This window comes from Clostridium sp. B9 (assembly GCF_050509515.1).
Taxonomy (GTDB): Bacteria; Bacillota; Clostridia; order Clostridiales; family Clostridiaceae; genus Sarcina.
The window spans coordinates 1815663-1841085 of the sequence record NZ_JBNWKA010000003.1; the positions used below are offsets into that span (position 1 = coordinate 1815663).

Annotated in this window: 22 protein-coding genes and 1 other annotated feature; of the genes, 15 read left to right on the top strand and 7 right to left on the bottom strand. The window is 27.9% G+C overall.

Translation table 11 applies throughout. The features are described 5' to 3' along the window. Together panC and panD are read left to right on the top strand one after the other, a co-directional pair. Entirely contained in the window at window positions 1-858 is an 858-nt protein-coding gene (gene panC / locus ACQZHJ_RS08245; RefSeq protein WP_430485074.1) for a pantoate--beta-alanine ligase, read from the top strand. Then, window positions 858-1241 carry an aspartate 1-decarboxylase gene (gene panD, locus ACQZHJ_RS08250; protein ID WP_430485075.1) on the top strand — a complete coding sequence of 128 codons (384 nt, stop codon included), beginning with the start codon at window positions 858-860 and terminating at the stop codon, window positions 1239-1241. The genes panC and panD overlap by 1 nt, the downstream gene beginning before the upstream one ends. 34 nt (window positions 1242-1275) lie before the next feature. Here panD and ACQZHJ_RS08255 read toward each other — a convergent pair whose 3' ends face one another. Continuing rightward, a complete protein-coding gene (locus ACQZHJ_RS08255) occupies window positions 1276-2697 on the bottom strand; it encodes a spore germination protein (RefSeq protein WP_430485076.1) in 1422 nt (473 codons plus the stop codon). 94 nt (window positions 2698-2791) lie between these two features. Further along, on the bottom strand, window positions 2792-4300 hold the full coding sequence (locus ACQZHJ_RS08260) for a YfcC family protein (protein WP_430485077.1): 1509 nt from the start codon (window positions 4298-4300) through the stop codon (window positions 2792-2794). A 369-nt stretch (window positions 4301-4669) separates the two neighbouring features. Between ACQZHJ_RS08260 and ACQZHJ_RS08265 the strand changes: the two genes are divergently transcribed. Beyond that, complete coding sequence (locus ACQZHJ_RS08265; protein WP_430485078.1) at window positions 4670-6544, top strand: PAS domain-containing sensor histidine kinase; 1875 nt, start codon at window positions 4670-4672, stop codon at window positions 6542-6544. A 29-nt stretch (window positions 6545-6573) separates the two neighbouring features. On the opposite strand, the gene ACQZHJ_RS08270 is transcribed toward ACQZHJ_RS08265, so the two are convergent. Further along, a complete protein-coding gene (locus tag ACQZHJ_RS08270; RefSeq protein ID WP_430486874.1) occupies window positions 6574-7299 on the bottom strand; it encodes a tRNA 2-thiocytidine biosynthesis TtcA family protein in 726 nt (241 codons plus the stop codon). Window positions 7300-7629: 330 nt separating this feature from the next. Between ACQZHJ_RS08270 and ACQZHJ_RS08275 the strand changes: the two genes are divergently transcribed. Next, a complete protein-coding gene (locus tag ACQZHJ_RS08275) occupies window positions 7630-8073 on the top strand; it encodes a GNAT family N-acetyltransferase (protein WP_430485079.1) in 444 nt (147 codons plus the stop codon). Between the two features lie 113 nt (window positions 8074-8186). Then, a complete protein-coding gene (truA, locus tag ACQZHJ_RS08280) occupies window positions 8187-8933 on the top strand; it encodes a tRNA pseudouridine(38-40) synthase TruA (protein WP_430485080.1) in 747 nt (248 codons plus the stop codon). A gap of 245 nt (window positions 8934-9178) precedes the next feature. On the opposite strand, the gene ACQZHJ_RS08285 is transcribed toward truA, so the two are convergent. After that, a complete protein-coding gene (locus ACQZHJ_RS08285; protein ID WP_430485082.1) occupies window positions 9179-10246 on the bottom strand; it encodes an NAD(P)H-dependent flavin oxidoreductase in 1068 nt (355 codons plus the stop codon). A 220-nt stretch (window positions 10247-10466) separates the two neighbouring features. On the opposite strand from ACQZHJ_RS08285, the gene ACQZHJ_RS08290 reads away from it, so the two are divergent. The 4 genes from ACQZHJ_RS08290 to ACQZHJ_RS08305 all read left to right on the top strand — a co-directional run bounded on the left by ACQZHJ_RS08290 (window position 10467) and on the right by ACQZHJ_RS08305 (window position 13647). Beyond that, on the top strand, window positions 10467-11177 hold the full coding sequence (locus ACQZHJ_RS08290; protein ID WP_430485083.1) for a Crp/Fnr family transcriptional regulator: 711 nt from the start codon (window positions 10467-10469) through the stop codon (window positions 11175-11177). Window positions 11178-11339: 162 nt separating this feature from the next. Then, window positions 11340-12164 carry a transporter substrate-binding domain-containing protein gene (locus tag ACQZHJ_RS08295; RefSeq protein ID WP_430485084.1) on the top strand — a complete coding sequence of 275 codons (825 nt, stop codon included), beginning with the start codon at window positions 11340-11342 and terminating at the stop codon, window positions 12162-12164. Between the two features lie 11 nt (window positions 12165-12175). Beyond that, complete coding sequence (locus tag ACQZHJ_RS08300) at window positions 12176-12925, top strand: ABC transporter permease subunit (protein ID WP_430485085.1); 750 nt, start codon at window positions 12176-12178, stop codon at window positions 12923-12925. Next, window positions 12925-13647 (top strand): amino acid ABC transporter ATP-binding protein, encoded by a 723-nt coding sequence (locus ACQZHJ_RS08305; protein ID WP_430485086.1) that lies wholly within the window; start codon window positions 12925-12927, stop codon window positions 13645-13647. The genes ACQZHJ_RS08300 and ACQZHJ_RS08305 overlap by 1 nt, the downstream gene beginning before the upstream one ends. A 269-nt stretch (window positions 13648-13916) precedes the next feature. Here ACQZHJ_RS08305 and ACQZHJ_RS08310 read toward each other — a convergent pair whose 3' ends face one another. After that, complete coding sequence (locus ACQZHJ_RS08310; protein ID WP_430485087.1) at window positions 13917-14822, bottom strand: radical SAM protein; 906 nt, start codon at window positions 14820-14822, stop codon at window positions 13917-13919. Window positions 14823-14945: 123 nt separating this feature from the next. On the opposite strand from ACQZHJ_RS08310, the gene ACQZHJ_RS08315 reads away from it, so the two are divergent. The 6 genes from ACQZHJ_RS08315 (at window position 14946) to ACQZHJ_RS08340 (ending at window position 22412) form a co-directional block, all read left to right on the top strand. Beyond that, on the top strand, window positions 14946-15977 hold the full coding sequence (locus tag ACQZHJ_RS08315) for a M42 family metallopeptidase (RefSeq protein WP_430485088.1): 1032 nt from the start codon (window positions 14946-14948) through the stop codon (window positions 15975-15977). Window positions 15978-16279: 302 nt separating this feature from the next. Beyond that, window positions 16280-16981 (top strand): hypothetical protein, encoded by a 702-nt coding sequence (locus ACQZHJ_RS08320; protein ID WP_430485089.1) that lies wholly within the window; start codon window positions 16280-16282, stop codon window positions 16979-16981. A 15-nt stretch (window positions 16982-16996) separates the two neighbouring features. Then, the gene (locus ACQZHJ_RS08325) at window positions 16997-18640 is read left to right on the top strand and encodes a hypothetical protein (RefSeq protein WP_430485090.1); all 1644 of its coding nucleotides are present in this window, start codon (window positions 16997-16999) and stop codon (window positions 18638-18640) included. 287 nt (window positions 18641-18927) lie between these two features. Continuing rightward, window positions 18928-19156: a binding site (T-box leader), on the top strand. A gap of 54 nt (window positions 19157-19210) precedes the next feature. Continuing rightward, entirely contained in the window at window positions 19211-20869 is a 1659-nt protein-coding gene (gene gltX / locus ACQZHJ_RS08330; protein ID WP_430486875.1) for a glutamate--tRNA ligase, read from the top strand. 238 nt (window positions 20870-21107) lie between these two features. After that, complete coding sequence (locus tag ACQZHJ_RS08335; RefSeq protein WP_430485091.1) at window positions 21108-21671, top strand: hypothetical protein; 564 nt, start codon at window positions 21108-21110, stop codon at window positions 21669-21671. Between the two features lie 126 nt (window positions 21672-21797). Then, complete coding sequence (locus ACQZHJ_RS08340) at window positions 21798-22412, top strand: DUF488 family protein (RefSeq protein ID WP_430485092.1); 615 nt, start codon at window positions 21798-21800, stop codon at window positions 22410-22412. Between the two features lie 137 nt (window positions 22413-22549). Here the strand turns inward: ACQZHJ_RS08340 and aspD are convergent, their stop codons facing one another. Then, window positions 22550-24172 (bottom strand): aspartate 4-decarboxylase, encoded by a 1623-nt coding sequence (aspD, locus tag ACQZHJ_RS08345; RefSeq protein WP_430485093.1) that lies wholly within the window; start codon window positions 24170-24172, stop codon window positions 22550-22552. A gap of 116 nt (window positions 24173-24288) precedes the next feature. Then, a complete protein-coding gene (locus ACQZHJ_RS08350; RefSeq protein ID WP_430485094.1) occupies window positions 24289-25371 on the bottom strand; it encodes a hypothetical protein in 1083 nt (360 codons plus the stop codon). Window positions 25372-25423: the final 52 nt, after the last annotated feature.

Consider the following 25423-nt stretch of genomic DNA (forward strand, 5'->3'; position numbering starts at 1 on the left):
ATGAGAGTTGTAAAAACGGTTAGTGAAATAAGAGAACAGGTAAAAAGTTGGAAAAGTGAAGGATTAAAAGTGGCTTTAGTTCCAACTATGGGATACTTACATGAAGGGCATATGTCATTGATTAAGAGGGCTTCAAAAGAAAATGATAAAGTTGTTGTAAGCATATTTGTTAACCCAACTCAATTTGGACCAAATGAAGATTTAGATGATTATCCAAGAGATTTAGAAAAAGACAAGTTAACTTGTGAAGAGTCTGGAGCAAGTATAATATTTAATCCTGAACCTTACGAAATGTATGTAGATGGATTTTGTACTTATGTAGAAACAGAGAATTTAACAAAAGAATTATGTGGAAAAAGTAGACCAATTCATTTTAGAGGTGTATGTACAGTAGTATCAAAACTATTTAATATAGTTTCACCACATAGAGCTTACTTTGGACAAAAAGATGCTCAACAATTAGCTGTTATAAAAAGAATGGTTAAAGATCTAAATTTTGATGTTGAAATAATAGGCTGTCCAATAATTAGAGAATCAGATGGATTAGCTAAGAGTTCAAGAAATGTATATCTCTCATTAGAGGAAAGAAAAGCTGCTACAATCTTGAATAAAGCATTGAGTAATTCCAAGGAATTATTATTAAATGGAGAAACTGATTCAAATATCTTAAAAGAGTTTATTGTAAATGAGATTAATAAAGAAAATTTAGCAGATATAGATTATGTTGAGATTGTAGACAATAAAACAATAGAAAAGATAGACTCAATAGAAGATGAAGTTTTAGTGGCTGTAGCAGTTAAGTTTGGAAATACTAGATTGATAGATAATTTTATTTTTAAAGGCAAGGGTGAGAACTAATGAGAGTAGAGATGTTAAAAGGAAAAATACACAGGGCCACAGTAGTGCAAGCTGAATTGGATTATGTAGGAAGTATTACTGTTGATGAGGAACTTTTAGAATCATCAGGAATTTTAGAATATGAAAAAGTCCAAATAGTTGATATAGATAATGGAAATAGATTTGAAACATACACAATTGCTGGTGAAAGAGGATCTGGAATGATATGTTTAAATGGTGCAGCAGCTAGATGTGTACAAGTTGGCGATAAGATAATACTAATGTCTTATTGTACCCTAGAAAATGAAGAGGCTAAAAATCATAAGCCACAAGTTGTTTTTGTAGATGAAAACAATAAGATTTCAAGAATAAGTAATTATGAAAAGCATGGTGAATTAAAGTAGCAAAATAAAAGGAGTGTTCATGTGAACACTCCTTTTATTTATCTTTTTGTTTTGGAATTAGTCTTATTCTAAATACAAGTGCTTTAAGTGCGCTCCAATCAAATGGAATAAGAGGATACAAATAAGAATTGCCAGTTAGTGTCTTATTTGTAGCTATTAATATTAATCCTATTATTAGACCTGCAATGAATCCTATGATGTTAAATAAACTGGTTAATATAAGAAGCAATGTCCTTAAAAATTTAAGAGCGTAACTAAGTTCCAAACTAGGCTGAGAAAAGCTTCCTAAGGTAACTATAGCCATATATAAAATGGTTTGAGGTAAAAACCATCCAGTATCTACTGCAAATTGACCTAAAATTAATCCACCTATAACAGATAAAGACATACCTAATGCATTAGGGGTATTTAAGGATGCTAGTTTTAAACCATCTACAGCAACTTCAAGAAGTAAAAACTGTATTATTAAGGGGACTTTATAACCCTCTTCAGGCAATAAAAATTTAAGGTAATCAGGTATCCTATAGGCATTTTGAATTAATAATAAATAAAGAGGAGTAACAAATACAGTAGATATTAAAATGAAGTTTCTTATTAATCTTACAAAGTTACCAGTTATAACTGGTAAGTAATAGTCATCTACATCTTGTATAAAATCAAATAGTGTTGTGGGTAAAATTATGACAGAAGGTGAGTTATCTATTATTATAACTATTTTTCCTTCAGTTATATGTGCAGCAGCAACATCAGGTCTTTCTGTATAACGTACCTTTGGAAATGGATTGTACCAAGATGCATTTGCAAGAGATTCTACAAGACTTTGTTCACTCATTGTAAGAGCCTGAATATCTAAATTAGATATTTTTTTACGAATCATTTCAAGAGCCTTTTTATCAACAGCTTCATCTAAAAAAGATATTACTACGTCAGTTTTAGAAATCTTTCCTATTGAAAGCATTTCAAAGGTTAATCTTGGATCTCTAATTCTTCGTCTTATTAAGGCTGTATTAAATACAATGGTTTCTACAAATCCATCTCTAGATCCTCTTAAAACTTTTTCAGTTTCAGGTTCCTGAGTTCCCCTAACTGGATAAGTTCTTAGGTCCATCATTATGGAGCTAGAAAATCCTTCTATTATTAGTGCAGTTTGACCACTTAATACTTGGGGCACAATATTATCTACCTCTATTTCTTTTCCAACTTCAACATAAGGGATTTGTCTTCTCATAAAATCTTTTGGAGATTTTATCAAATTCATATCAGTTTTGCTTAACGAAAAGAAGTCGCTCATTATAAGTTCCATTATGTCATCTTTAACAAAGCCATCAATATAGTACATATTAGCTTTCTTATCACCTATTATTATGGAACGTTCAATTATATCAAAGCTTTTTCCAATTCGTAGAGCTTTTGATAACATATTTATATTTTTATCAAAATTTGATGTTAATTGCAAAAAATTCCCCTCCTTTAAAAATAATATAAAATTAGTATTTCAAAGGAGAGGAATTAATATTCTTATATGTTATTAATTAAAATTAAAGTTTATTTTAAAGATGAACTTGTACAAGTAGTAATCCTATAGCAAATATTGTTATATAAGCCATAAGAGGCATTATGAATTTTAACCATTTATTATAGGTTACATCAACCATAGCTAAGGTTGCTAGTATAAGTCCGGTTGGTGTTATGAAAGAAATTAATCCTTGACCAAATTGGTAAGAACTTATAATTACATCTCTAGGTAAACCTACAGTATCTGCAAGTGGAGCCATAATTGGAATTGATAATACTGCAAGACCTGATGATGATGGGATAAAGAAACCTAATATAATGAATACAATAAGCATTAATATTATAAATATATTTTTATCCATTCCCTGTATTCCATTAGAGAAGAAATATAATAAAGTATCTGATATCTTACCGTTTTCTAATATTAAGTTTATTGATCTTGCAACACCGATTACTAAAGCAACTCCTACTAAATCAGCAGCTCCAGCTACAAATTCGTTAACAAATTTCTTTTCTCCAAGTCCAGAAATAAATCCAAGAAGAATTCCAACAACTAGAAATAAAGCTGTCATTTCTGTAAACCACCAATCTAATGAGTAAACTCCATATATCATTATTACAAATGAAGCAGCAAATATTAGGAGCATAAGCTTTAATCTAAACGTGAATTCTGGAACATCTTTAGCAGATTCATGTAAAAATTTATTTTCTATTTCATCCTTTTGATCAAATATAAGAGATTTTGAAGGATCTTTCTTTATCTTGTTAGCATATTTGATTATATATAATAATGTTATTAAAGTAGCTATAACCAAACCTATTAATCTAAAATTAAGACCTTCTGTAAAGTTTATGCCAGCAGCATTTGAGGCTATTACAGAAGAAAATGGGTTAACGGTTGAGAACATTGTTCCTATGGAAGATCCCATATATATAGTTGCTATGCAAACAATTGCATCATAACCTGCTGCCAAGAATATTGGTAGTAGTATTGGGTACAGAGCTATAGTTTCTTCAGCAAGACCAAAAGTAGTTCCTCCTAAAGCAATTAATATATTAAGTAATATTATAAGAAGATATTCTCTTCCTTTAGTTATTCTAGATAAGCTAGCTATACCTGCATTAAATGCTCCAGTTGCATTTAATATACCTATAACTCCACCTATTATTAATACAAACATGATAATGTCTATAGTATCATAAGTTCCTTTAATAGGAGCTTCTATTATTTCAGAAATTCCTTGAGGATTTTGTGGAACCTTTTCATAGGTATTTGGAATAGCAATAGGTTTATTTATACTTCCATCTGTAAACTTATTTAAACCTATCTTTACACCAAGTTTATCTAGAGTTTCTTGGGTTGCAACTTCTTTAGATGTTTCTCCTTTTGGATTTGTGATTACAAATACTTTATCAGGCTGACTATATGATAGTTTTGAATATGACCCAGCTGGAATTAAATAAGTTAAAATAGCTGATAATATTAGCACAATAAATAATACTGTGAAAGCCGTCGGAAAAGTAAATTTTTTCTTTTTGCTCATTTTAAAACCTCCTCTTATGTTTGGTTATAGTATTAGACCACTATGGTAATTTAATACTTCTTATATGTTTAAAATACAATGTATAGTTTAATTATACTATGATGTAATTAAGTGGTAAAATGTGAAAGGATTATTAAAGTGATGAATAATACTAAAAATAAATGTATATTCTCTATAAATTAACTTCAATTGAATTCAATTATACTTGACTTTAAGAAAATATTATAACTATGTGTTTAGTTAAGTAAATTATTAGCATTAAAATTATTTTAATATATTGTTTTAAGTATTTTTTAAAATATAATTAAAATGTAGGGAAAATTGTTTTATTTTGTAAAAAATAATTCTTAACTTAAAGGAGAGTTATATATGAAAGATTTTCAGGGAATATTAGAAACATGTCCTATGGATTATATTTATTGTGTTATGGATCAAAGAGAGTCCGTTAAAGCTTTAATTATAAATGACTCTAATATTAAAGAGATAATTGGAGAATGTTTAGAAAGTTTACTAGAAAAAAGCAATAATTTAAGGGAATTAAAAGAAATATACTATGAAATGCTTAATGATATAGAGAATATTGGAGAATACAAGAGCAATTTTTTAAGTGCTAAGAGATACAAAGAAGGGCTAATAATTTGGATAGATAGGTTTTATCTAAAGGATTTTGTTAAGAAGGAAAGTAAATTTAGATATGAAAAGAAAATGTTAGATTTATTTTTAGATTCATTGACGGATTATGTATTCTTTAAAGATATTGCAGGAAAGTATTTGAATTGTAATAAAGCTTTTGCAAATAAAATTGGTTTAGATAAAAAAGAAATATTGGGAAAAACAGATAAAGAAATATTTTCACGTGATTTATATAGAGCAGAAATGTTCTTTAAAACAGATAGAGATGTTATTGAAGCTAAAGAAAAGAGGGTTTATGGCGATAAGTGTGAATTAGGAAATGGAGTTATTGCTTTAGAAGAGACAATAAAAGCTCCATATTTTGATGAAAATTATGAAATAAAAGGAATAATAGGATTAACAAGAGATATATCTTATAAAAAAGCTATAGAAAATAGAATTCATGAAAATGACATAATGTTTTTTGAGGTTTTAAATTACTTAGATGATGTTGTAATAATAAAAGAAGGAAAGAAAACTTTATATGTAAATGAGGCTTTTGAAAAACTTTATGGAATAAATTGCAAAGAATTGTATAATGAAGAGTGTTTACTGGTGCAAGAAGAGAGAATACATCCAGATGATAGACATAAGTTTAGAAATATAGATTTTACAGATTTCTTTTCACAAAAAGCTAGAATTATCAGAATTGACAATGAAGTTAGAACTGTTTGGTTTAGAGCAAATTCAATAAAAAATGAAAATGGTGATTCTATAAGAAGAATAATAGTAATAAATGATATAACGGATAATATATCAGAGGAAAATAAAATAGAAAAACTTAAGATGGAGTTTTTTGCTAATATTTCTCATGAATTTAAGACACCTGTTAATTTGATATTTAGTGTATTTCAATTATTAGAACTTAAGTTAGATAACTCAAATATAGATTTTAAGGAATATTACAAAAAATATATTAATGCAGGAAAAGAAAATGTTTTTAGACTTTTAAAATTGATAAATAATCTTATTGATAGTACCAAGTTAGAGTCTGGCTTTTTAAAGTGCCACATGAAAAATTATGAAATTGTTAGCTACATAGAGGATTTAACTTTATCCATATGTGACTTTGCTAAAAAAAATAAGGTTAGTATAGTTTTTGATACTGAAGAAGAGGAGAAAATAGTAGCTTTTGATATAAATCATATGGAAAGAATAATTTTAAATTTATTATCAAATGCTATAAAGTTTAATAAAGAGAACGGGGTTATAATAGTGAATTTAACTTTTGACAATGAATATGCCAATATAAGCATTAAAGATAGTGGTATAGGAATACCTAAAGATAAAATTCAATCACTTTTTGATCGGTTTAAAATAATAAACAATAGACTTACAAAGATAAATGAAGGTAGTGGAATGGGATTATTTATTGTAAAAGAACTTGTTCTATTGCACAATGGAAAAATAGAGGTGAAAAGTGAACTTGGAGAGGGAAGTGAATTTATAATTAAAATTCCACTAGTACAAGTAAATAATGAAGCTTTTGATGAAGTTGCTTTAACCCTTTACGATAATGGAAGAAGAAGGGATAGATACAAAATAGAATTATCTGATATATATAGTCATTAAAAAAAAGTACAAGCTTTGCTTGTACTTTTTTACATGTTTTGGATAGTATCTTTATCCCAGACAAACATTTGATCTGTATTTCTAAGTGATTTGAATAAATTTTTCTTGAAACCAGGCATTTCCTTATCTAAATTTCTTATAAGAGTCTTCATATCTTCTCTCTTAGTTTTCCCATCAGCGGGGCAAGGGTTCTTTATTATAGGATAATTATATTCATCTGCGGCTTTTCTTATTTGACTTTCTTCTATAAATACCATTGGTCTTATAAGTGTTATGTCATTTTTATGCATATAACTTTTAGGTGAGAAACAGTTGATTCTTCCTTCATAGCTAATTGATAACATAAGAGTTTCTAAGGCATCATCTTTATGATGGCCTAAAGCTACCTTATTACATCCAAGCTTTTTAGCATTATCATTTAGAGCTCCTCTTCTAAGATTTGCACATAAAGAACACGGATTTTTCTCCTCTCTAATATCAAATACAATTTCTTTTATATTGGTTTGAATTTCATAAAAGGGAACATCTATATTTTTACAAAGTTCATGTAATGATGAATTATCAACACCACCTGGGTTTAAAGTAATTGCTATAAGTTCAAAATTCTCTGGAGAGAATCGTTGATAATTTTTTAATATATGTAAAAGAGTTAGACTATCTTTACCACCAGATAATCCTACAGCTATTTTATCTCCATCTTCAATTAGATTATATTCCTGAACTGCTTGTCTAGTTTTGCTTAATAGCTTTTGCATTGTTTTCATTTAATCACCTCTGAGTTTTGTTAGAGTTTTATTTAAAACAGAGCCTATTAAAAAATAAGCTACATAATTTAAACCTTAGCTTTATTATCTTATAATAAAATGGTTTAAATTAAAAGAGAAATTTATACCATATAAAATTTATATTAGGAATTATTCAATTTAAAGCTAATAATTCATAAATAAGTTAGTATAAATAGAGTTTATTTGGTAAAAATAATAAAAAATATATACTAATCTATTGTTTACTAGATAACCCCTCTATATAATTATGCTAAGGCGTATGTATAGAGAGGTTATTTATTTTAGAAAGGGGATAGTTTTATGAAGTGGGTATTAAAACATTTTAATGAGTTAGAAGTAGACGAACTATATAAAATTCTTAGATTAAGAAATGAGATTTTTATTGTAGAACAAAATTGTCCTTATCAAGATTGTGATAATAAGGATAAAGATGCATATCATTTATACTTTGAAAATGATGAAGGAATAGTTGCATATGTACGGATTCTTAAAAAAGGTACTTCATATGAGGAAGCCTCAATTGGAAGAGTTGTATGTTCAATTGATTATAGAGGCTCTGGAATAGCTAAAGAATGTATGGAAAAGGCAATTGGATTTATAGAAGAGGTTTTAGGAGAAAGTGATATAAGAATATCAGCTCAGGAGTATGCTAAAGGCTTTTACGAAAAACTTGGCTTTAAAAAGGTTTCAGATATATATTTAGAGGATGATATACCACATATAGAAATGTTATATAGTAAATAGTTTTATGTATATAATTTTATAATAAAAATAATATTGATTAGCCTACATTAGATTAGTGTGATAAAATTATATGACGTTAAAATAAATGTTTTAATTAGGAAGGATAAAATAATATGAGAAACATAAAAATGTGTTTAGAGTATGATGGAAGCAAGTATAAGGGATGGCAAAAACAAAATCAAAAGGGAAGTAATGTTTCTACTATACAGGATAAAATAGAAAAAGTATTAAGCAAAATGACTGGAGAAGAAATTCAAGTAATTGGTTGTGGAAGAACTGATACAGGAGTTCATGCTAAAAACTACATAGCTAATTTTAAGACGAATTCTTTTATGACTATAGATGAAATGTTGGATTACATAAATGAATATCTACCAGAAGATATAAGAGTAAAAGAAATGAAAGATGCTAGTGAAAGATTTCACTCAAGATTTAATGTTAAGGCAAAGACTTATGTTTATACAATAGATAATAATAAATTTAAAGATGTTTTCTTAAGAAGATATGCTTGGCATATTAGTGAAAAATTAAATTTAGATGAAATGAGAAAAGCATCTGAACTTTTAATAGGAACTCATGATTTTAAGAGTTTTACAAGTTTAAAAGGTAAGGGCAAATCAACGATAAGAACTATAAATAGCATTGATATTGAAGAAAAGAAAGGTTTAGTTACCTTAGAGATAAATGGAAATGGATTCTTATTAAATATGGTAAGAATAATTACAGGCACATTAGTAGCTGTTGGACTTGGAGAACTAAAAGCAAGTGATGTTCAAAATATATTAGAAGCAAAAGAAAGAGCAAAGGCAGGAGAGAAAGCACCAGCTCATGGATTATGTTTATTAGAGCTTAATTACTAATAGCTTTTTAAAAAGCCATGTGCTTTAAAGTCATGTTGATTTTAGCTAGTAATTCAGAGCTACTTAATTTCATAAAGTGTTTTTTATTATCTATCTAATTAAAATAATAAATTCTAAATTTATTCATTAAGAGGGATTACATATATAGTTAAAATCAACACTCATTAAAATAGAATACAATTAATAAAAAAGATGTTATATTATAAGAACTTTATAATATAACATCTTTTTTATTTGCTTTTATTTTAAGCTTCTAATATTTCTTTTTCAAGTTCATTCATTAAAGACTCAACTGAAACTATTTTATTTATTTTTGAAGCATTTTCTCCACAGAAAATAAGACCATTATCAAGATCACCTTTTACTGCATTTATTAATGCTTCACTTATACAATATGGTGTATCAGCTGGGTTACAAGGTATTAAGCAATTATAGCAGTGAGAAACCTTTCCTTTTTCAAGTTCTGTGCCCTTTACAAAAGAGTTTCTTATGGCTCTTCCTGGCATTCCTACCGGACTTTTTACTATTGATATTTCATCTTGGCTGCAATTTACATATGCTTCTTTAAAATTCATGCTAGCATCACACTCATCGGTTGCAACAAAACGAGTTGCCATTTGAACTCCACTTGCTCCAAGATTTAAATATTTTGCAATATCATTTCCATCAAAAACACCACCTGCAACAACTACAGGGATTTTCTTTTCATATTTTTCTTCATAAGTTGAAGTTTCTTTTATTATATCAACTATTGTTGAATCAAAGTTTTTAGTTTCTTCTTCTAAAGACTCCTTAGAAAATCCTAAGTGTCCACCAGCCTTAGGCCCCTCTATAACTATCATATCAGGAGCAACTTTGTGATGTCTATCCCAAAGTTTAAGTATAACTTTAGCAGCTTTTAGAGAAGATACTATAGGAGCAAGTTTTACATCACTTCCTTTTGCAAATTTAGGAAGATGAGATGGAAGTCCAGCACCAGATATTATTAAATCAACACCTGAATCTATAGCAGCTTTTACATGCTCTGCATAGTTGTTCATTGCAACCATTAAATTTACACCAATTATTCCATTTTGTGATTTTTCTTTAGCTATTTTTATATGTTTTTTTAATGCTCTTAAATTTGCTTCAAGAGGATTAGATTTAAAATCTTCTTCTAAATAACCAGGTTGAGCACCTGAAATTATGCCTATTCCTCCAGCTTTTGCTACTGCACCTGCAAGGTTAGATAAAGATACTCCTATTCCCATACCCCCTTGAATTATAGGTAGTCTAGCTGATATATTTCCAATTGTAAGTGGTTTTATATTCATAAAAACATCCTTTCTGACTAAAAATGAAAATCAAATATTTTTATAGTCAAAATATTTGAGTATAGATATATTATAAGAATAAGTTGTAAAATAAACAAGTATTAAAATAAATAATTTTAAATTGTTAAAAAAGTGTGAATAATAATGGAAAATATATTATAATAAATGATAATGGTGAGCTTATGCTAAAAAAGAATAATTGTAAGTTAGGAGAATTTTTATGAAGGAATGTGATTGCAAGGGCTATGGGAATTGCTTGTGTAGCAAAGACTTAACTATATTTAAAGATTTGAAGGAAGAAGAATTTAATAAATTAGCAACTGGAATGACATGTTTTCATGCTAATAAAGGTGAATATATTTGTTATGAAGGAGAGGTTCTTTCAAAATTATTTTTAATAAGTAGTGGAAGTGTAAAAATAAGTAAGCTTACTAAAAGCGGAAAAGAACAAATTATACATATTTTTTCAAGAGGAGATTATTTTGGGGAGACAAGCTTATTTGAAAATGAAGGTGGACTTTCTTTTAATGCTATAGCTTTAACAGATATTACAATTTGTGCTATAGATAGTTTTGAAGTAGATGAGATTTTGAAAGAAAATCCTAATATTGCATTTGTTGTTTTAAAATCTTTAACAGAAAGATTAAAAGAAACAGAGGAATTTGCACATACTTTAGCAACAAATGATGTACAAGTTAGAATTGCATATATGCTTAAAGAATTTAAAGAAAAGTATGGAAAAATAGAAAATGGTGATACATATATAGACTTACCTATAAATAGAGAGGAAATGGCAAATTATTGTGGAATAACTAGAGAAACTATGAGCAGAAAACTTTCAAAGTTTGAACACCAAGGGATTATAGAAGTTAGAGGTAATAAGACTTTAATAATTAAAGATTTTGATGAAATTTTAAGTATAATATCGTAAAACAAATTAGACTGCATAATAATATATTATGCAGTCTAATTATTTTATTATAATTAATTTTACATATTTAAGATTTCGATATATAATACTAATTAATAATTATTATTTGATAAAATTATATTTTATTAAATGAAATTTATAAGAATATAGTAGGAGAGTATTATGAGTTTAAAAAAGAAATATATAATTAAAATAACAATAGTATTAGTTTTATTATTATCACTAAACTTTGCAGTACTAGGTAAGAAATTTAGTACAAAAGTTTTTGATAATAAAGGAGTTCTTACTGTTGGTATGGAATTAAAATTCCCTCCATTTGAAACTGTAGATAAGGATGGAAATCCTACAGGAGTATCTGTGGATATGGCTAATGCCATTGGCGAAAAACTTGGTATGAAGGTTAAGATAAAGAATATAGATTATTCTGGGCTTATACCAGCACTTCAAAGTAATAATATAGATTTAATAATATCATCTATGGGAATTACGGAGGATAGAGAAAAAACTATAGATTTTTCAAAGGAATATGCTAGATCAGATTTAGGATTAGCAGTTAATAAAAACTATGATATAAAGACATATAAAGATTTAAACAATCCTAAATATACTATAGCTGCAAAGCAAGGAACTATAGGAGCTATGTGGGCTAAAGAAAATTTACCAAAAGCTCATTTAAAAGAGTTCACAGAGGTTTCAGCAGCAATGCTTGATGTTAATAATGGAGGAAGCACAGCCTTTATCTATGATCCCTTAAGTCTTATTGAAAGCAGTCAAAATTTAAGTAATATAAATCTTGTTTTAGAACCTCTTCCAGGTGTTAAAGGATGGGGTATTGGAATGAGAAAAGGAAATGAAGAGCTTAAAGACAAGGTTAATAAGGCCTTAGATGAACTAAGAGAAGAGGGATTCTTTGAGAATACTAGAGAAAAATATTTGAAAGATCAAGTAGAAAAGTATAAGAGCTATGGGCTTGAATACTTCTTTTAGGAGGAACATAGATGAGAGAAGAAACTTTAAAAAAGATATATAATGGGCTTTTAGTATTTGCATTTTTTAATATAATAGTACTATTTGTTATATATAGAAATCCAGATTTTAAATTAAATTTAAATGTTTTAAAAGATTATAGTGGTTTGATAGGACAAGCATATTTAACAACAATTTATATAAGTATATTAAGCTTAATAATAAGTTTAGCTTTTAGTGTAATATTGTTTTTTATGAGTATTAGCAAAAGACTTTATTTAAATTATTTTTATTCAACATATACACAGATAGCTTTAGGGGTACCTTTAATAGTTCATGTTATTGTACTATACTTTTTCTTTACCTCTGCAATAGGAATAAAAAGCCCAATCATTGCAGGAACATTAATTCTTTCTGGATATATGTCAGCATATTTTGCTAAAACATTCCAAGGAGCTTATGAAGCAATAGATGAACAACAATTTAAGATAATACACATACTTCAATTACCAAGAAGAGTAGCTATGAAAAAGATAATAGCTCCACAAATAATTAAGAATACATTGCCTACATTAACAAGTCATTTTAGCTTACTAGTTAAGAGTACAGCATTACTTTCATTAATATCTGTACCTGAGTTTACAAATGCCATAAATGCATTTAATTCAAAAACATTTGAATTTGTAACTGGATATGTAGTATTGGCTCTTGGATATTTATTAATAACAATACCGTTAAATTATATTGCAAAATGGTTAAATAAAAAGGTGGTGGCTAGATAATGAAGTTAGAGATAAAAAATCTTATGAAAAAGTACGAAAATGGTGAAGGTATAAATATAGATGATTTTAAGATAGATAATATAAATAGTTTAGCTATAATAGGACCAAGTGGTGGTGGGAAAAGTACACTACTAAGAATATTAGCAACTATAGAAGATGCCACTTCTGATGTTTTAAAGATAAATGATATAGATATATCAGATAAAAATAATCAAAGTGAGTTTTTAAAAGAAGCAGGTTATGTGTTTCAAAGCAATAACTTATTTCCTAATTTAACTGTTTTAGAGAATGTTACAATACATCTAAAATACACTTATGGAATGAAAGAAGATGAAGCTAATAAAATAGCAGAAAAATGGCTAGATAAGATTGGAATATTAGAACATAAAGATAAAAAGCCAAATGAAATAAGTGGTGGTCAAGCTCAAAGAGCTGCTATTGTAAGAGCCTTGGTTACAGGCTCTTCACTCCTTTTATTAGATGAACCAACAAGTGCATTAGATCCAAAGCTTGCTTATGAAGTAATGCAGAGTCTTCTTAAGATAAAAGAAGAATCAGATATTATAATAGTAACTCATGAATTGAATTTTGCTAGAAGATTTGCAGATTATTATATATTCATAGATGATGGTAGGATAATAAATCACGGAAAGATAGAAGAGTTATTTAATAATTCAGATGAAAGAATAAATAACTTTGTGAAAATGGTTGAGTTTAAGTAGAGGCTAGTTTAGTAAGGATTTTAGTGTTACTAGAAATCAACCTTAGTTTAAAACAGATTCTAATTTAAAAGGCTAATTAAAATTAGCCTTTTAAATTTTTCCTTATTGAGTAAAGAATCCAGTTAATATTACTGATTATAAGTAATATTACTATAAAAACAGCCCATAAATATTCTGGAACAATAAATAAAAGAAGTAAAAATCCTAGAGCCCAAATTAATATTGAATATAGTAAATACTTACTAAATAATTTCAAATAAATCACCTGCTTATTTTAAAACTCCTTGGAATTCAAAGGAAGGAACATAGGCTAAAGTGTTTGTTCCACTTTCTTGAATAAAGGCATTTTTTACTCCTAATGAAGCTGCATACTCAATTAATGAGTCATAATGCTTTGGGTTTAGTGGTTTATTTATTTCTGGGTATTCACAAGCCTTATTCATAGGAGTATATTGATTCATTATGCTTATAAATACATCATCTCCAAAGGTAGAGTAGATTGTATCAATAACTTTTTTAGAATCAAATAAAAGTCCTGGAAGCATAAGATGTCTTATAACCATACCTTTTAAAAGCTTTCCATCTTCTCTAAACACAGGAGTTCCTACTTGTCTAAACATTTCAATAAGTATTGGAAGTAGGTTATCTTTATAATTTTTAACTTTAGAATATTTTAAGGCATAATCATCTTTAAAGTATTTAAAATCTGGAAGATACACATCTATATAGCCATCCAATGCTTTAATAGTATCTAAGGTATCATATCCATTAGTATTATATAGAATAGGGATTGTTAATCCATTATCTTTAGCTATTTTTAAAGCTTCTATAATTTGAACTGCATAGTGTGTTGGAGTTACTAGGTTTATGTTTTCTGCTCCTTTTTCTTGAAGCTCTAAAAATATTTCGGCAAGCCTTAAAACAGAAATTTCAAGTCCTTTAAACTCTTGGCTTATTTCATGATTCTGACAAAAAACACATTTTAAATTACAGTGAGAAAAGAATACTGTGCCAGAACCATTTTTAAATGTTATAGGTGGTTCTTCCCACATATGTAATTCAGCTCTAGCTATTTTGACTTTTTCATTTGCTTGACAAGCTCCAAGCTTTTCAAATCTATTAACTTTACAATTTCTATTGCAAAGAGTACATTCTTTTAATATATTTTCATTCATTAAAAACACCTCTAATTCTATTCATATTAAATTATATAGTCATAATAAATAAGTAGCAAGGTTACTTATTTCAGGTTTGGTTGTGGTATAATAATCCATATAATCAAAGAGGGGGTATTTAATATGAAAGTAAATAAAGAGTTTGTACTTAATACAGCAAAAGACATATTGAGTTTTCATAGTCCAAGTGGATTTTGCTTTGAGATTATGGATGAGATAGAAAGAAGAGTAAATGAGTTAGGATATAATCTAGAAAGAACTAATAAGGGCTGTGGAATAATAACAGTGCCAGGTGAACGTGAAGATATGATAGTAGGTTTGTCTGCTCATGTTGATACTTTAGGGGCAATGGTAAGATCAATAACTGGTAATGGAACTTTAAAGTTTGAATTGATAGGGGGGCCTATAGTACCTACTTTAGATTCAGAGTATTGCATAATAAGGACAAGAGAAGGGAAAGAATATACTGGTACATTTGTTAGTACAAGTGCTTCAATCCATGTTTATGATGATGCATCAAGCAAACCTAGAGATACTAAAAATATGGAAGTAAGAATAGATGAAATTGTTAATAGTAAGGAAGATGTCCTAGCCCTTGGTATCAGTGTAGGAGATTTTATATTTATAGATCCTAAAACAACAATAACTCCAAGTGGATTCCTAAAATCAAGATTTATAGATGATAAAGGAAGTGTATCTGCCTTAATAGGACTTTTAGAAGTGTTTAAAACTTTAGGGGAAAAACCTAAATATACAACAAAGATATTTATTTCAACTTATGAAGAAGTTGGACATGGTTCTTCATACATACCAAATGATATAACAGAAATGATAGCTGTGGATATGGGATGTGTAGGAGATGACTTGACTTGTAAAGATACTCAGGTTTCAATCTGTGCTAAGGATTCTGGTGGACCTTATGATTATAACATGACTTCAAAGCTTATAAGTCTTGCTAAGGAAAATAATTTAGATTATGCAGTTGATGTATATCCAAGATACGGCTCAGATGTTGGAGCAGCCTTAAGAGGTGGAAATGACATAAGAGGTGCTTTAATAGGACCAGGTGTGTCAGCATCACATGGTATGGAGAGAACTCATTATAATGCCTTAGAGAATACTATAAAATTACTTTATTTATATTTAACTAAATAGTATAGTAATTTTAAGTTATGGTTTTATCTAAAAAATAACACTACTTTTAAAATAGATTCTAATATTAAAAGCACTAATAAAGTTGGATTTTTAAACTTTATTAGTGCTTTTTTTAGTGTTATTTAATATGGAATTATTGAAATAGAAATAATTTTGTTAACAAAATGTAATTAAGCTATTTTTTACTTGAAGTATAATAATCTAAATATTAGAATTATCTAAAAGTTAAATTAAAAAAAGATTATAAGTTTAACATTTTGGAAATAATATACTTAAGAGAAAAATTGAATGGAGTGTTTTATATGAAAAAAGTTTTAGTTGGTGGTGCATTAGTAGTTTCATTATCAGTAGGAAGCTTTTTAGGATGCTATAGCGTAAATAATAACAAGGTTAATGAAAAAACTTATAATAATTTAACTTTACTAAATAATAAGGATAATGGAGAAGATATGAGTATGGAAAAAGCTCAAGAAAAAAATGAGGATAGTGCATCTAAGGTAAAAATAGATGATAAAATAAAAAAAACTATAGAAAAATTTGCTTTAGACTATGAAGATAAAATGTCATACCTAGACCTAGGAGCCAAAATCAATGGGTGGAAAGAGATGGGGAATGAAAAATACTATCAAGTAACACTATATTCTAAAAGTGTACAAAATGACGAGTTAACAGGAGCAATTGATAGAGTTATAATAAATAAATCAGGTAAAGTTCTTAAAAGTGAAACAGGTGAGCCTTTAACTGGAATAGAGGGACTTATAACAAAGTTAAATATTAGTGATAAGGAAGCTTTAGAGATTAAAGATGTAGCAAAGGACTATGAAGTTTCATTAAACAATGGTGATATTGAAGTTGTTATTGAGGGTGAAAAAGAAATTGAGGGCACTCTTTACTACAAAACTAATCTTTATTTAAAAAGCATGAAAGAAAAAGGTATATATGCGCCTATACTTAAACTTTACATAGATATAGATGGAGATGTTTTAAGAAATTTAGATAATTAACATAGGAGAGTTAAAATGGGATACAGGGATATTATTTTCTCAGTGAGAAGAGATGAAAATGAGAATTTGTTAAATATAAAATTAGAGATGAATAATTTAGAGGGAGTATCAAAAGTACAGCTTTACAAAGGTAAGGTTAATATTAAGGAAATTTATTCAGATACATATTATGAAATGGATGATAATTTCTTATTTTTAGAAAGTAAGGAGACTAATCTTATTATAGATTATAAAGTTCAAATAGGTGCTTTAGGGAAACATGGTAGATTAGGTGCTTTGAATAATGATTTAATAAGTTTTATGGGTGAACAAATATTAATTTTACCAGTAAATGTACTTACACTAAAGGATTATGAAAAATTAGATTATGATATAGAAATTAATTTTTCAAAGCTAGAAGGTGCTTTTGAGAATAACATATTGCAATATAATTTTCAAAGTATAATTCCTTTTAAAGAGGATAAGTTTATAAGCAAATGTAAAAGAGCTAACTGGAGCGATTTATATGAACTTATGAAGTCCGCTTATGTATTTGGATATTTCGAAAAGAAAAGCTTTTTTGAAGAAGAGGGTAAAATATCCCTTTACATAGATTGGACAAGCAGTCTTATAAATAAGGATTCTAAAGTTTATGAAAATATAAGAAATATTTGCAGGTACTACTTTGATTTATTTAAAAGTAGTAAAAAGTTTAAGAAAAATATTGATATAGTACTTTTAAGAAAAGAAGAGGGAGAACATCCTTATATATTAGGGGGAAGTGGGAAAAACATAATAAGTGCTACCTTTGATGAAAAAGAAAAAAGAGATTGGCAATTATTATCCCATAGATTATTCCATGGATTTATGGATTCTAAGCTTGTTTCAAGGATATATCACCTTCCTCCTAATCTTTGGTTAACAGAAGGATTAGCTACTTATTATGAAAATTTAGCACTTGAAAGCTTAAATGATAATTTGAAAGAAAGTTTAAGTATAAATTTCAATAAAGAGTTAAACAAGCTTTATGTTAGATATTTATATATGACTTTAAAGGAGCCAAATAGATATAGAATAATTCCTATGGAAGAGGCTGGTATTAAAAGTCATGGTAAACTAGAGTTTTTGCATTATACCAAAGCTCCCTTATTAGTTTATCTAATAGAGAATTCAATAAAAAATAATAAGAATAGTATAGTAAAATATTTAATAGAAAATAGTGAAAATGAGTTTTCTATGCAAGATCTTTTTTATAAGCTATTTGGAAATAACATAGAGAATTTTGCTTCTAACTATCTTTTTGGAAATGCATTACTTCCATTATGGAATATAAAAGAGGATATATCAGATGAAGAGCTTATCAACTGGATAAATGAGTATGAGTATATTATGTGGACATGGTTTCAAAAAGAAGAGGAGTTCTATACTAAGGATAATATAACTTTAGAAGAGCAGTATAAGATAGAGAAAGTATTGGATAAGAGTAACATTGTTATATACAATAAAGATATAACTTCTAATGTGGAAAAATATTCAAACTTATTATTGAATATAATTAAATTATGGTTATTAAAAGAGCAAGTTTTAAATGTTACTTATAATGATTTGAATTTAAGATATAAATTATTAAAAGACGAAATTAATTTGAAAGCTTGGAATAATTTTTTAGAAAATAATTAAAGAATAGTTCATGAGGATTGCTATTAAGATAAAAAATTACAACAAATTAGGATTATCTATTAAATTTATAATCAAAGTGAATAAGATTAAGTTAAAAAGATTAAGTTTTATAATTTGAAGGGGGAAATTTTATTATTAGTGAAATTCAATAAACTTTTATAAATTTTTCTATATGATATAATAAATTAAATAGAAATATAGTAAAGAAATTCTTTAGTTTATAATATTTTTGTTTACAACTTTAAAGAATCTGTTATAATATAATTTGTCATATTTAAAAGAAAATATTTTAAGCTATGATGAAGAAGAGTATATAAGTAATTATTTCTAAGCGATTTAGGGATGGTGTGAGCCTAAAAGATAGTCTTATAGAAAGAAGCTTCGGAGCTATAGACTGAAAATCTTAGTTTTAAGGAGTAAGTCTAGGGATAATTTCCCTTAATAAATTTTGAGTGAGTTAGTCTATGACTAACTAATTTAGGTGGTAACGCGGAAGTTAAGTCTTTCGTCCTAATTTTTTAGGACGAAGGACTTTTTTTATACATAAATTCAGAAAGGAAAGTGAAAAGAATGAGTTATGAAAATTTAGCTAATTTAATATTCCCTAATATAGATAAAACACCGGAATATTATTTTGAAAAATATCCAGAAAGAGATTTAAAAGAAGGTGCTAAAGTATTAAGATATGCACCAAGTCCAACTGGTTTCCAACATATAGGAGGAGTTTTCGCTTCATTAATCAATGAAAGATTAGCTCACCAAAGTGGTGGAATCTTCTACTTAAGAATAGAAGATACAGATCAAAAGAGAGAAGTAGCTGGTGCTATAGATGATACTATAAAAACTATGCATGACTTTGGAATGGATTTTGATGAAGGTATAACTGGAGAAGATACAGAAAAAGGAGCTTATGCACCATATAAGCAAAGTCAAAGAGCTGATATATACAGAGCTTTTGTTAAAGATCTTTTAAGAAAAGGCTTAGCTTACCCTTGTTTCATGACTTCAGAAGAGTTAGAAGCTTTAAGAGAAAAGCAAGTTGCAGAAAAATTAACTCCAGGATGTTATGGAGAATTTGCTAAGTATAGAGATTTATCACCAGAAGAAGCTATAAAGAGAATAGAAGCTGGTGAAAACTATGTTATAAGAATGAAATCACCTGGAAATCCAGAGAAGAGAGTAGTTTGTGAAGATATGATAAAAGGAGAAGTTTCATTCCCAGAAAATCTTCAAGACATAGTAATAATAAAAGGTGACGGTCTTCCAACTTATCATTTTGCTCATGCTATAGATGATACATTAATGAGAACTACTCACGTTATAAGAGGAGAAGAGTGGTTATCATCACTTCCAATCCACCTTCAAATGTTTGAAGTTTTAGGAGTTCCAGCACCTAAGTATGCTCATATACCAACAATAATGAAAATGGATGGAAGCTCAAAGAGAAAACTTTCTAAGAGAAAAGACCCTGAAAGTGCAGTAAGCTACTATAGTGAAAAAGGATATCCAGCACAATCAGTTATAGAATACTTATTAAACATAATAAACTCAGCTTTCGAAGAGTGGAGAGCTGAAAATCCAGATGCTGATTACCATGATTACAAGGTTGAATTAAACAAAATGAGTAAGAGTGGAGCTTTATTTGACTTAGTTAAATTAAATGACGTAAGTAAAGATGTTATCTGCAAAATGAAGCCAGAAGTAGTTTATGATTACTACACAACTTGGGCTAAAGAATACGACAAAGAAATGTATGATTTAGTAACTGCTAAAGAAGACATGATGAAAGAAGTATTCAACATAGATAAAGAAGGTCCAAAGCCAAGAAAAGACTTCGCTAAATGGGATGAAGTTAAAGAGAAAATATTCTACTTCTTCGATGAGTTATTTGATAAAGAAACTGCAGAGAATGTTGAATTACCAAAAACTGTAGAATTAGAAGAGGCTAAGAGAATAATGGAAGCTTATGCAAAAGCATATAACTTCAATACAGACAAGGACACTTGGTTCTCAGACCTAAAAGCAGTTGCTGTTGAATTAGGATATGCAACTGATAGAAAGAAATATAAAAAGAATCCAGAAGAATTTAAAGGAATGGTTTCTGATGTAGCAGGAGCTGTAAGAGCTGCTTTAACTCACAGAAGTAACACTCCAGACCTTTACACAATAATGCAAATTATGGGTGAAGATAAGGTTAGAGAAAGATTCCAAAAATTCTTATCACTTTAATATAAAAAAACTGTACTAAGATTTTCTTAGTACAGTTTTTTATTATTAACTTTGCTTTACTCTTTATTTTAAAATATATATTTCAGAAAGTTTACTTAGAAGTTTTGTAACTAAAAAAGATAATTTTCACAAAATAAGAGAAAATATTGTTAAGTAAATGTTTAAATTGTTATAATCATAATAAGTAATTTAAAAAATAATGCATAAATTCAAATGAAGAGAGAAGGTAGAGGTAAAGGTGGCAAAAAACAAACAAAAAAACACTGAAAAGAAGCTTACAAAAGAACAACAAGAAATAGAAGAGAATGCTTTAAAGAAAAAGTTTTTTCCTCTTAACTTAGCAAAATATATATTATTTATAGTGCCAATTGTATATATAATATATTTATATTCAATAACTGCTTCTAAAGGAGAGAAGTTTTATCAACCTGTTTTAGATGATCCTAAAATAACAGTAATGTTTGTTTTAGCAATGTTAGCATTTTTCTGTGGGACTATACTTAAGTATGTAATTAGAGATCTAGAAGAAGGAAAAAATATAACGTCTAACAAAATATCTTTAAATATAATAGCTTTAGCTCAGCTTGCTACTGGCAACATAATAGCTAGTGGAATCATATGGGGAGGTCTTTACAGAATAAGAAAAGATAAGGGCGCCAAAATAAATAGTGTTGAATTTAAAGAGGATTTAAAACATGGATTAGTAAACATAATAGGAGCAATAATAATACTATTATTAGTACTGCTATGCGTTTATTTCATGAGCAAAGTTTATTCTTTAAGTTCAGTTTTACCATATTAGAGCTAAATTCCTATAGAACTAGTATTATTATTTTAATAAATGTTAAAGATTTTATATAATTTGTTTATAATAAGGTTGTAAGATAATTCTTACAACCTTATTGCTTTATATAAAGGAGAAGTTGATATGAAAATATATACAATAGGTCATTCAAATTATTATATGAATAGATTAGTAGATATGCTAAAAAAATATGATATAAATTGTGTTGTTGATATAAGAGGCATACCATACTCTAAATATAACGTTCAATATAATAAGGAAGATTTAGAAATAACCTTAAAAAGTTTAGGTTTTAAATATATTTATATGGCTAGAGAGTTTGCTGCTAAAAGAGAAAATAAGATTTCTTATAATAGAGAAGGGTATGCTGATTTTAAAAAGGTAATAGAAGAAGATGCCTTTAAAACTGGTATAGATAGACTTAGGAATGGATTAGAGAAAGGATATAATATTGTACTTTTAGGGGCTATGCAAGAACCTATAAGATGTCATAGAAGTATATTAGTAGGTAGAGAGCTAGATAAAAAAGGGTTTGAAGTTAAGCATATACTCCACGACTATTCTTTAGCTAACCAAGAAGACATAGAAAATATGCTATTGGATAAATATTTTAAAGAGAGAAATCAATTAACACTTGATTCCTTATTAGGAAATGAAATGAGTAGAGATGAAATGATTGAAGAAGGATATAGATTAGCTAATAAAGAGATTGGTTATAGAATGGAGAAATTAAAATAATTTTAAGATTAATTTCAAAAATAAGCTTTTATAAAATAGATGAAGTCTGTGAAAAATACACTTATAAAATGATTGGAATTATTTAGTTATAATAAAAAAGGAAGTATTTAAAAATATTTTTAATACTTCCTTTTTCTTTATTTAAGTGTAGATTTCCAAGCTGAAACAAAGCTTTCTAATATTTTTTTTAGGACAGTGCCTATTTCAGAATAAGCTTCATCCTCTAGATTAGCCAAAGAAATTCTTACAGACCATTCTGGCCCTTGGAAGCCACCTCCACTTAGAAGTACTATAGATGACTCTTCTGCCAATCTATAAAGAACATCAACCGGTTTATAAGTTTTATTTAGATAAGTTGCAAAATTTTCTCCATAATTTTCTCTAGCCCATTGAAGTAGATCAAATTCAGTATAATATGCTGCATCATATGGATTTTCAGTTAGTTCTAATCCAAGACCCTCAAATAGAAGTTTTTGTCGTCTATGGCATATTTCTATAGTTTGTTTTTTATAAACATCCTCTTTATCAATTAGTGAAAATGCTGAGAAAAATGCCATTTGAACCTGTTGAGGAGTAGATAAGCCAGCAGTGTGATTTAGTGCTACTTGACGGCTATCTGCAACTATTCTATCTATAAATGGTATATCCTCTGGATGAGTTGAAAGTGATTCATATCTTTTATTAACTATTTCCTTTTTCTCTGGTGGAAGTTCTTTTATTAATTTATCAAATATGTTATCTTCATAAAGTCCTAATGTTCCAAGTCTCCATCCAGTAACTCCAAAGTATTTAGAAAATGAGTAAACCCCAATAGAGTTATGTGGAATATCTGCAACTAATGATTGAAATTTATTAACAAAAGTTCCGTAAACATCATCTGAGATTATCATAAGGTTTGGATTATGATTTCTTACTATATCCTTTAGATATTCTTTGCTTTTATCATGAATGGCAACAGAAGGTGGATTACTAGGGTTTACTAAAAATAATGCCTTTATAGAGGTATCTTTTAATTTATCTAACTCTTCCTTAGGATATTGCCAAGTATGAGTACCATCTTCTAAAACCTCGCTAGCGTGTATATAAACACTCTCTAAATCATATCTAGGTAGTATAGGAATTTCTAAATAAGGGGTAAAAATAGGAGTCATTATTGCTATCTTATCTTTTCTTTGAAGAAGTTCATTTGCTATTAAGGAATCAAATATATAACACATAGCAGCAGTAGCTCCTTCAACAGCAAAAAGTTTAAATTTCTTTGAAGGTGGTAAATAACAAAGCTCTTTTATTACATAATCATGAACTATTGATTCTATATGCGGAAGCATTCTATCTGGAAATGGGTAATTATCTCCAATTATTGCATCAGAAAGTTCATATAAAAAATTATCGCCATCAAATCCTTTTTTACTTACTCCATAATCTATGATTTTATCTAACAAATCTATCCCAGGTGAATTGGGGTTTTCTCTTACATAGTCTAAAAATCTATTATATATGCCCTTTTTACTTGGCATTCCAGCTAAATCTCCATTACAAAGTGTTCTTCTTGTTTCTGATACAGCAAAATGTCCAAAAGTAAAAAAAGCATCACGTGGAGTTGATGCAGTCCAGTTTGGATTACCTCTTCCAGCATCTAAAAGTGAATGAGCACTTTTTTTATCCTTTGCTAAATCTATAAGTTTATTTTTAAATTCAAATGGACTGATTTTTCCATATACCTTTTTCAGTTCTTCAAGTTGAAAGTTTTTTTCTGACATAAGTCTTCCTCCTAATGTTAAAGTGTACGATAAGTATATTATAAGTATAAAACTTATTTTCTATAATTGAAATAAATTACAAAAAAAAATCCACCCATAAATTTGGATGGATTTTTTTATTTTATAAGCATACCTTGAAAAATTTCTACAAAAAATTCTTCAAGTTCAGAGACTTTCTTTTCTAAATTAGAAATACGTATTTCTAAATCTTCAGAAGATGAATCTTCTGCATTATTTGATTTTAAAGTTTCTATAAAGGAAGAATCTATCCTTATTTTTGATATTTCCTCTTTTAAATAATCTATAGGGACTTTATCTAAGTCTATTATGTTCTTTTCTTTTATTATATTTTTATCATATTTTTTACTTAAGACTTTTAAATCTAATGGGAGCTTTATTTCAAAAGAAAGCTTTGATTTTATGGATTTATTAGATTCATAGCAATCTATCTCATCTTTAACATTAATTTTAGCAATATCATCTTTAAGAACATCAGTAGCTACTTCTTTTAAAATTGCTTCTGAATATGCATTGCCTTTAAAATCTAGACTATCAACAGGTTTATCTGCTAAAGAAGTATTAAGTTCCGCAACAGGCAAACTAATATTATTTTGGGACTCAAGTTTAATTGTATTTTTTTTATTATTACTAAACAAAGATTTTAAAAATAACATGAATCTTTTAAAAGGAGATTTTTTTAAAATCTTTCTTCTTTCTGTTCTAGAAACTTTAGGTATCTCTAAAGTTAAAATTTCTTTTTCTTCTTTTATATTAGTTTTTTTCTCAGATTTTACAATGTTAGTATCTAAAGAATTAGATTTATTTTGAGGTTTAATCTCTGGAAGTAATGACGCTTGAGTCTCAATTTCTTTGAGGTTAAGCTTTTTGTTTATTGAATCTATTATTGATTGAACATCTTCAAGTTCTGAAGGAGGTTTTTCAGCCGCGTCTTCTTGAACTGAGAGGCTTTTTTCTTTTTCAATATTGTTTGTCACAGGTGATTCTTTTTTAAAATATCCCTCTATTTCATCAAATGAAAAACCTTCTGATTTCATAAATGTCATTATTTCTTTTTTTTGAACATTAATCTTTTTAGATAGTTCTTTTAATGATAACCCTTCAAGAACCAATGAATTATTTATAAGCTTTACTTTATCGCAATTATTTAATAATTTAAAATTTAATTTTTTAGTACTCATAATCTCACCCTTATCTACAAATATAATTATGTCTAAAGTAATGTGAGCTTGT

Bases quoted from the DNA above. Each gene is read 5' to 3' on its own strand.
- panC (WP_430485074.1), top strand. From the start codon at position 1: ATGAGAGTTGTAAAAACGGTTAGTGAAATAAGAGAACAGGTAAAAAGT.
- panD (WP_430485075.1), top strand. From the start codon at position 858: ATGAGAGTAGAGATGTTAAAAGGAAAAATACACAGGGCCACAGTAGTG.
- ACQZHJ_RS08260 (WP_430485077.1), bottom strand. From the start codon at position 4,300: ATGAGCAAAAAGAAAAAATTTACTTTTCCGACGGCTTTCACAGTATTA.
- ACQZHJ_RS08265 (WP_430485078.1), top strand. From the start codon at position 4,670: ATGAAAGATTTTCAGGGAATATTAGAAACATGTCCTATGGATTATATT.
- ACQZHJ_RS08270 (WP_430486874.1), bottom strand. From the start codon at position 7,299: ATGCAAAAGCTATTAAGCAAAACTAGACAAGCAGTTCAGGAATATAAT.
- ACQZHJ_RS08275 (WP_430485079.1), top strand. From the start codon at position 7,630: ATGAAGTGGGTATTAAAACATTTTAATGAGTTAGAAGTAGACGAACTA.
- truA (WP_430485080.1), top strand. From the start codon at position 8,187: ATGAGAAACATAAAAATGTGTTTAGAGTATGATGGAAGCAAGTATAAG.
- ACQZHJ_RS08285 (WP_430485082.1), bottom strand. From the start codon at position 10,246: ATGAATATAAAACCACTTACAATTGGAAATATATCAGCTAGACTACCT.
- ACQZHJ_RS08290 (WP_430485083.1), top strand. From the start codon at position 10,467: ATGAAGGAATGTGATTGCAAGGGCTATGGGAATTGCTTGTGTAGCAAA.
- ACQZHJ_RS08295 (WP_430485084.1), top strand. From the start codon at position 11,340: ATGAGTTTAAAAAAGAAATATATAATTAAAATAACAATAGTATTAGTT.
- ACQZHJ_RS08300 (WP_430485085.1), top strand. From the start codon at position 12,176: ATGAGAGAAGAAACTTTAAAAAAGATATATAATGGGCTTTTAGTATTT.
- ACQZHJ_RS08305 (WP_430485086.1), top strand. From the start codon at position 12,925: ATGAAGTTAGAGATAAAAAATCTTATGAAAAAGTACGAAAATGGTGAA.
- ACQZHJ_RS08310 (WP_430485087.1), bottom strand. From the start codon at position 14,822: ATGAATGAAAATATATTAAAAGAATGTACTCTTTGCAATAGAAATTGT.
- ACQZHJ_RS08315 (WP_430485088.1), top strand. From the start codon at position 14,946: ATGAAAGTAAATAAAGAGTTTGTACTTAATACAGCAAAAGACATATTG.
- ACQZHJ_RS08320 (WP_430485089.1), top strand. From the start codon at position 16,280: ATGAAAAAAGTTTTAGTTGGTGGTGCATTAGTAGTTTCATTATCAGTA.
- ACQZHJ_RS08325 (WP_430485090.1), top strand. From the start codon at position 16,997: ATGGGATACAGGGATATTATTTTCTCAGTGAGAAGAGATGAAAATGAG.
- gltX (WP_430486875.1), top strand. From the start codon at position 19,211: ATGAGTTATGAAAATTTAGCTAATTTAATATTCCCTAATATAGATAAA.
- ACQZHJ_RS08340 (WP_430485092.1), top strand. From the start codon at position 21,798: ATGAAAATATATACAATAGGTCATTCAAATTATTATATGAATAGATTA.
- aspD (WP_430485093.1), bottom strand. From the start codon at position 24,172: ATGTCAGAAAAAAACTTTCAACTTGAAGAACTGAAAAAGGTATATGGA.
- ACQZHJ_RS08350 (WP_430485094.1), bottom strand. From the start codon at position 25,371: ATGAGTACTAAAAAATTAAATTTTAAATTATTAAATAATTGCGATAAA.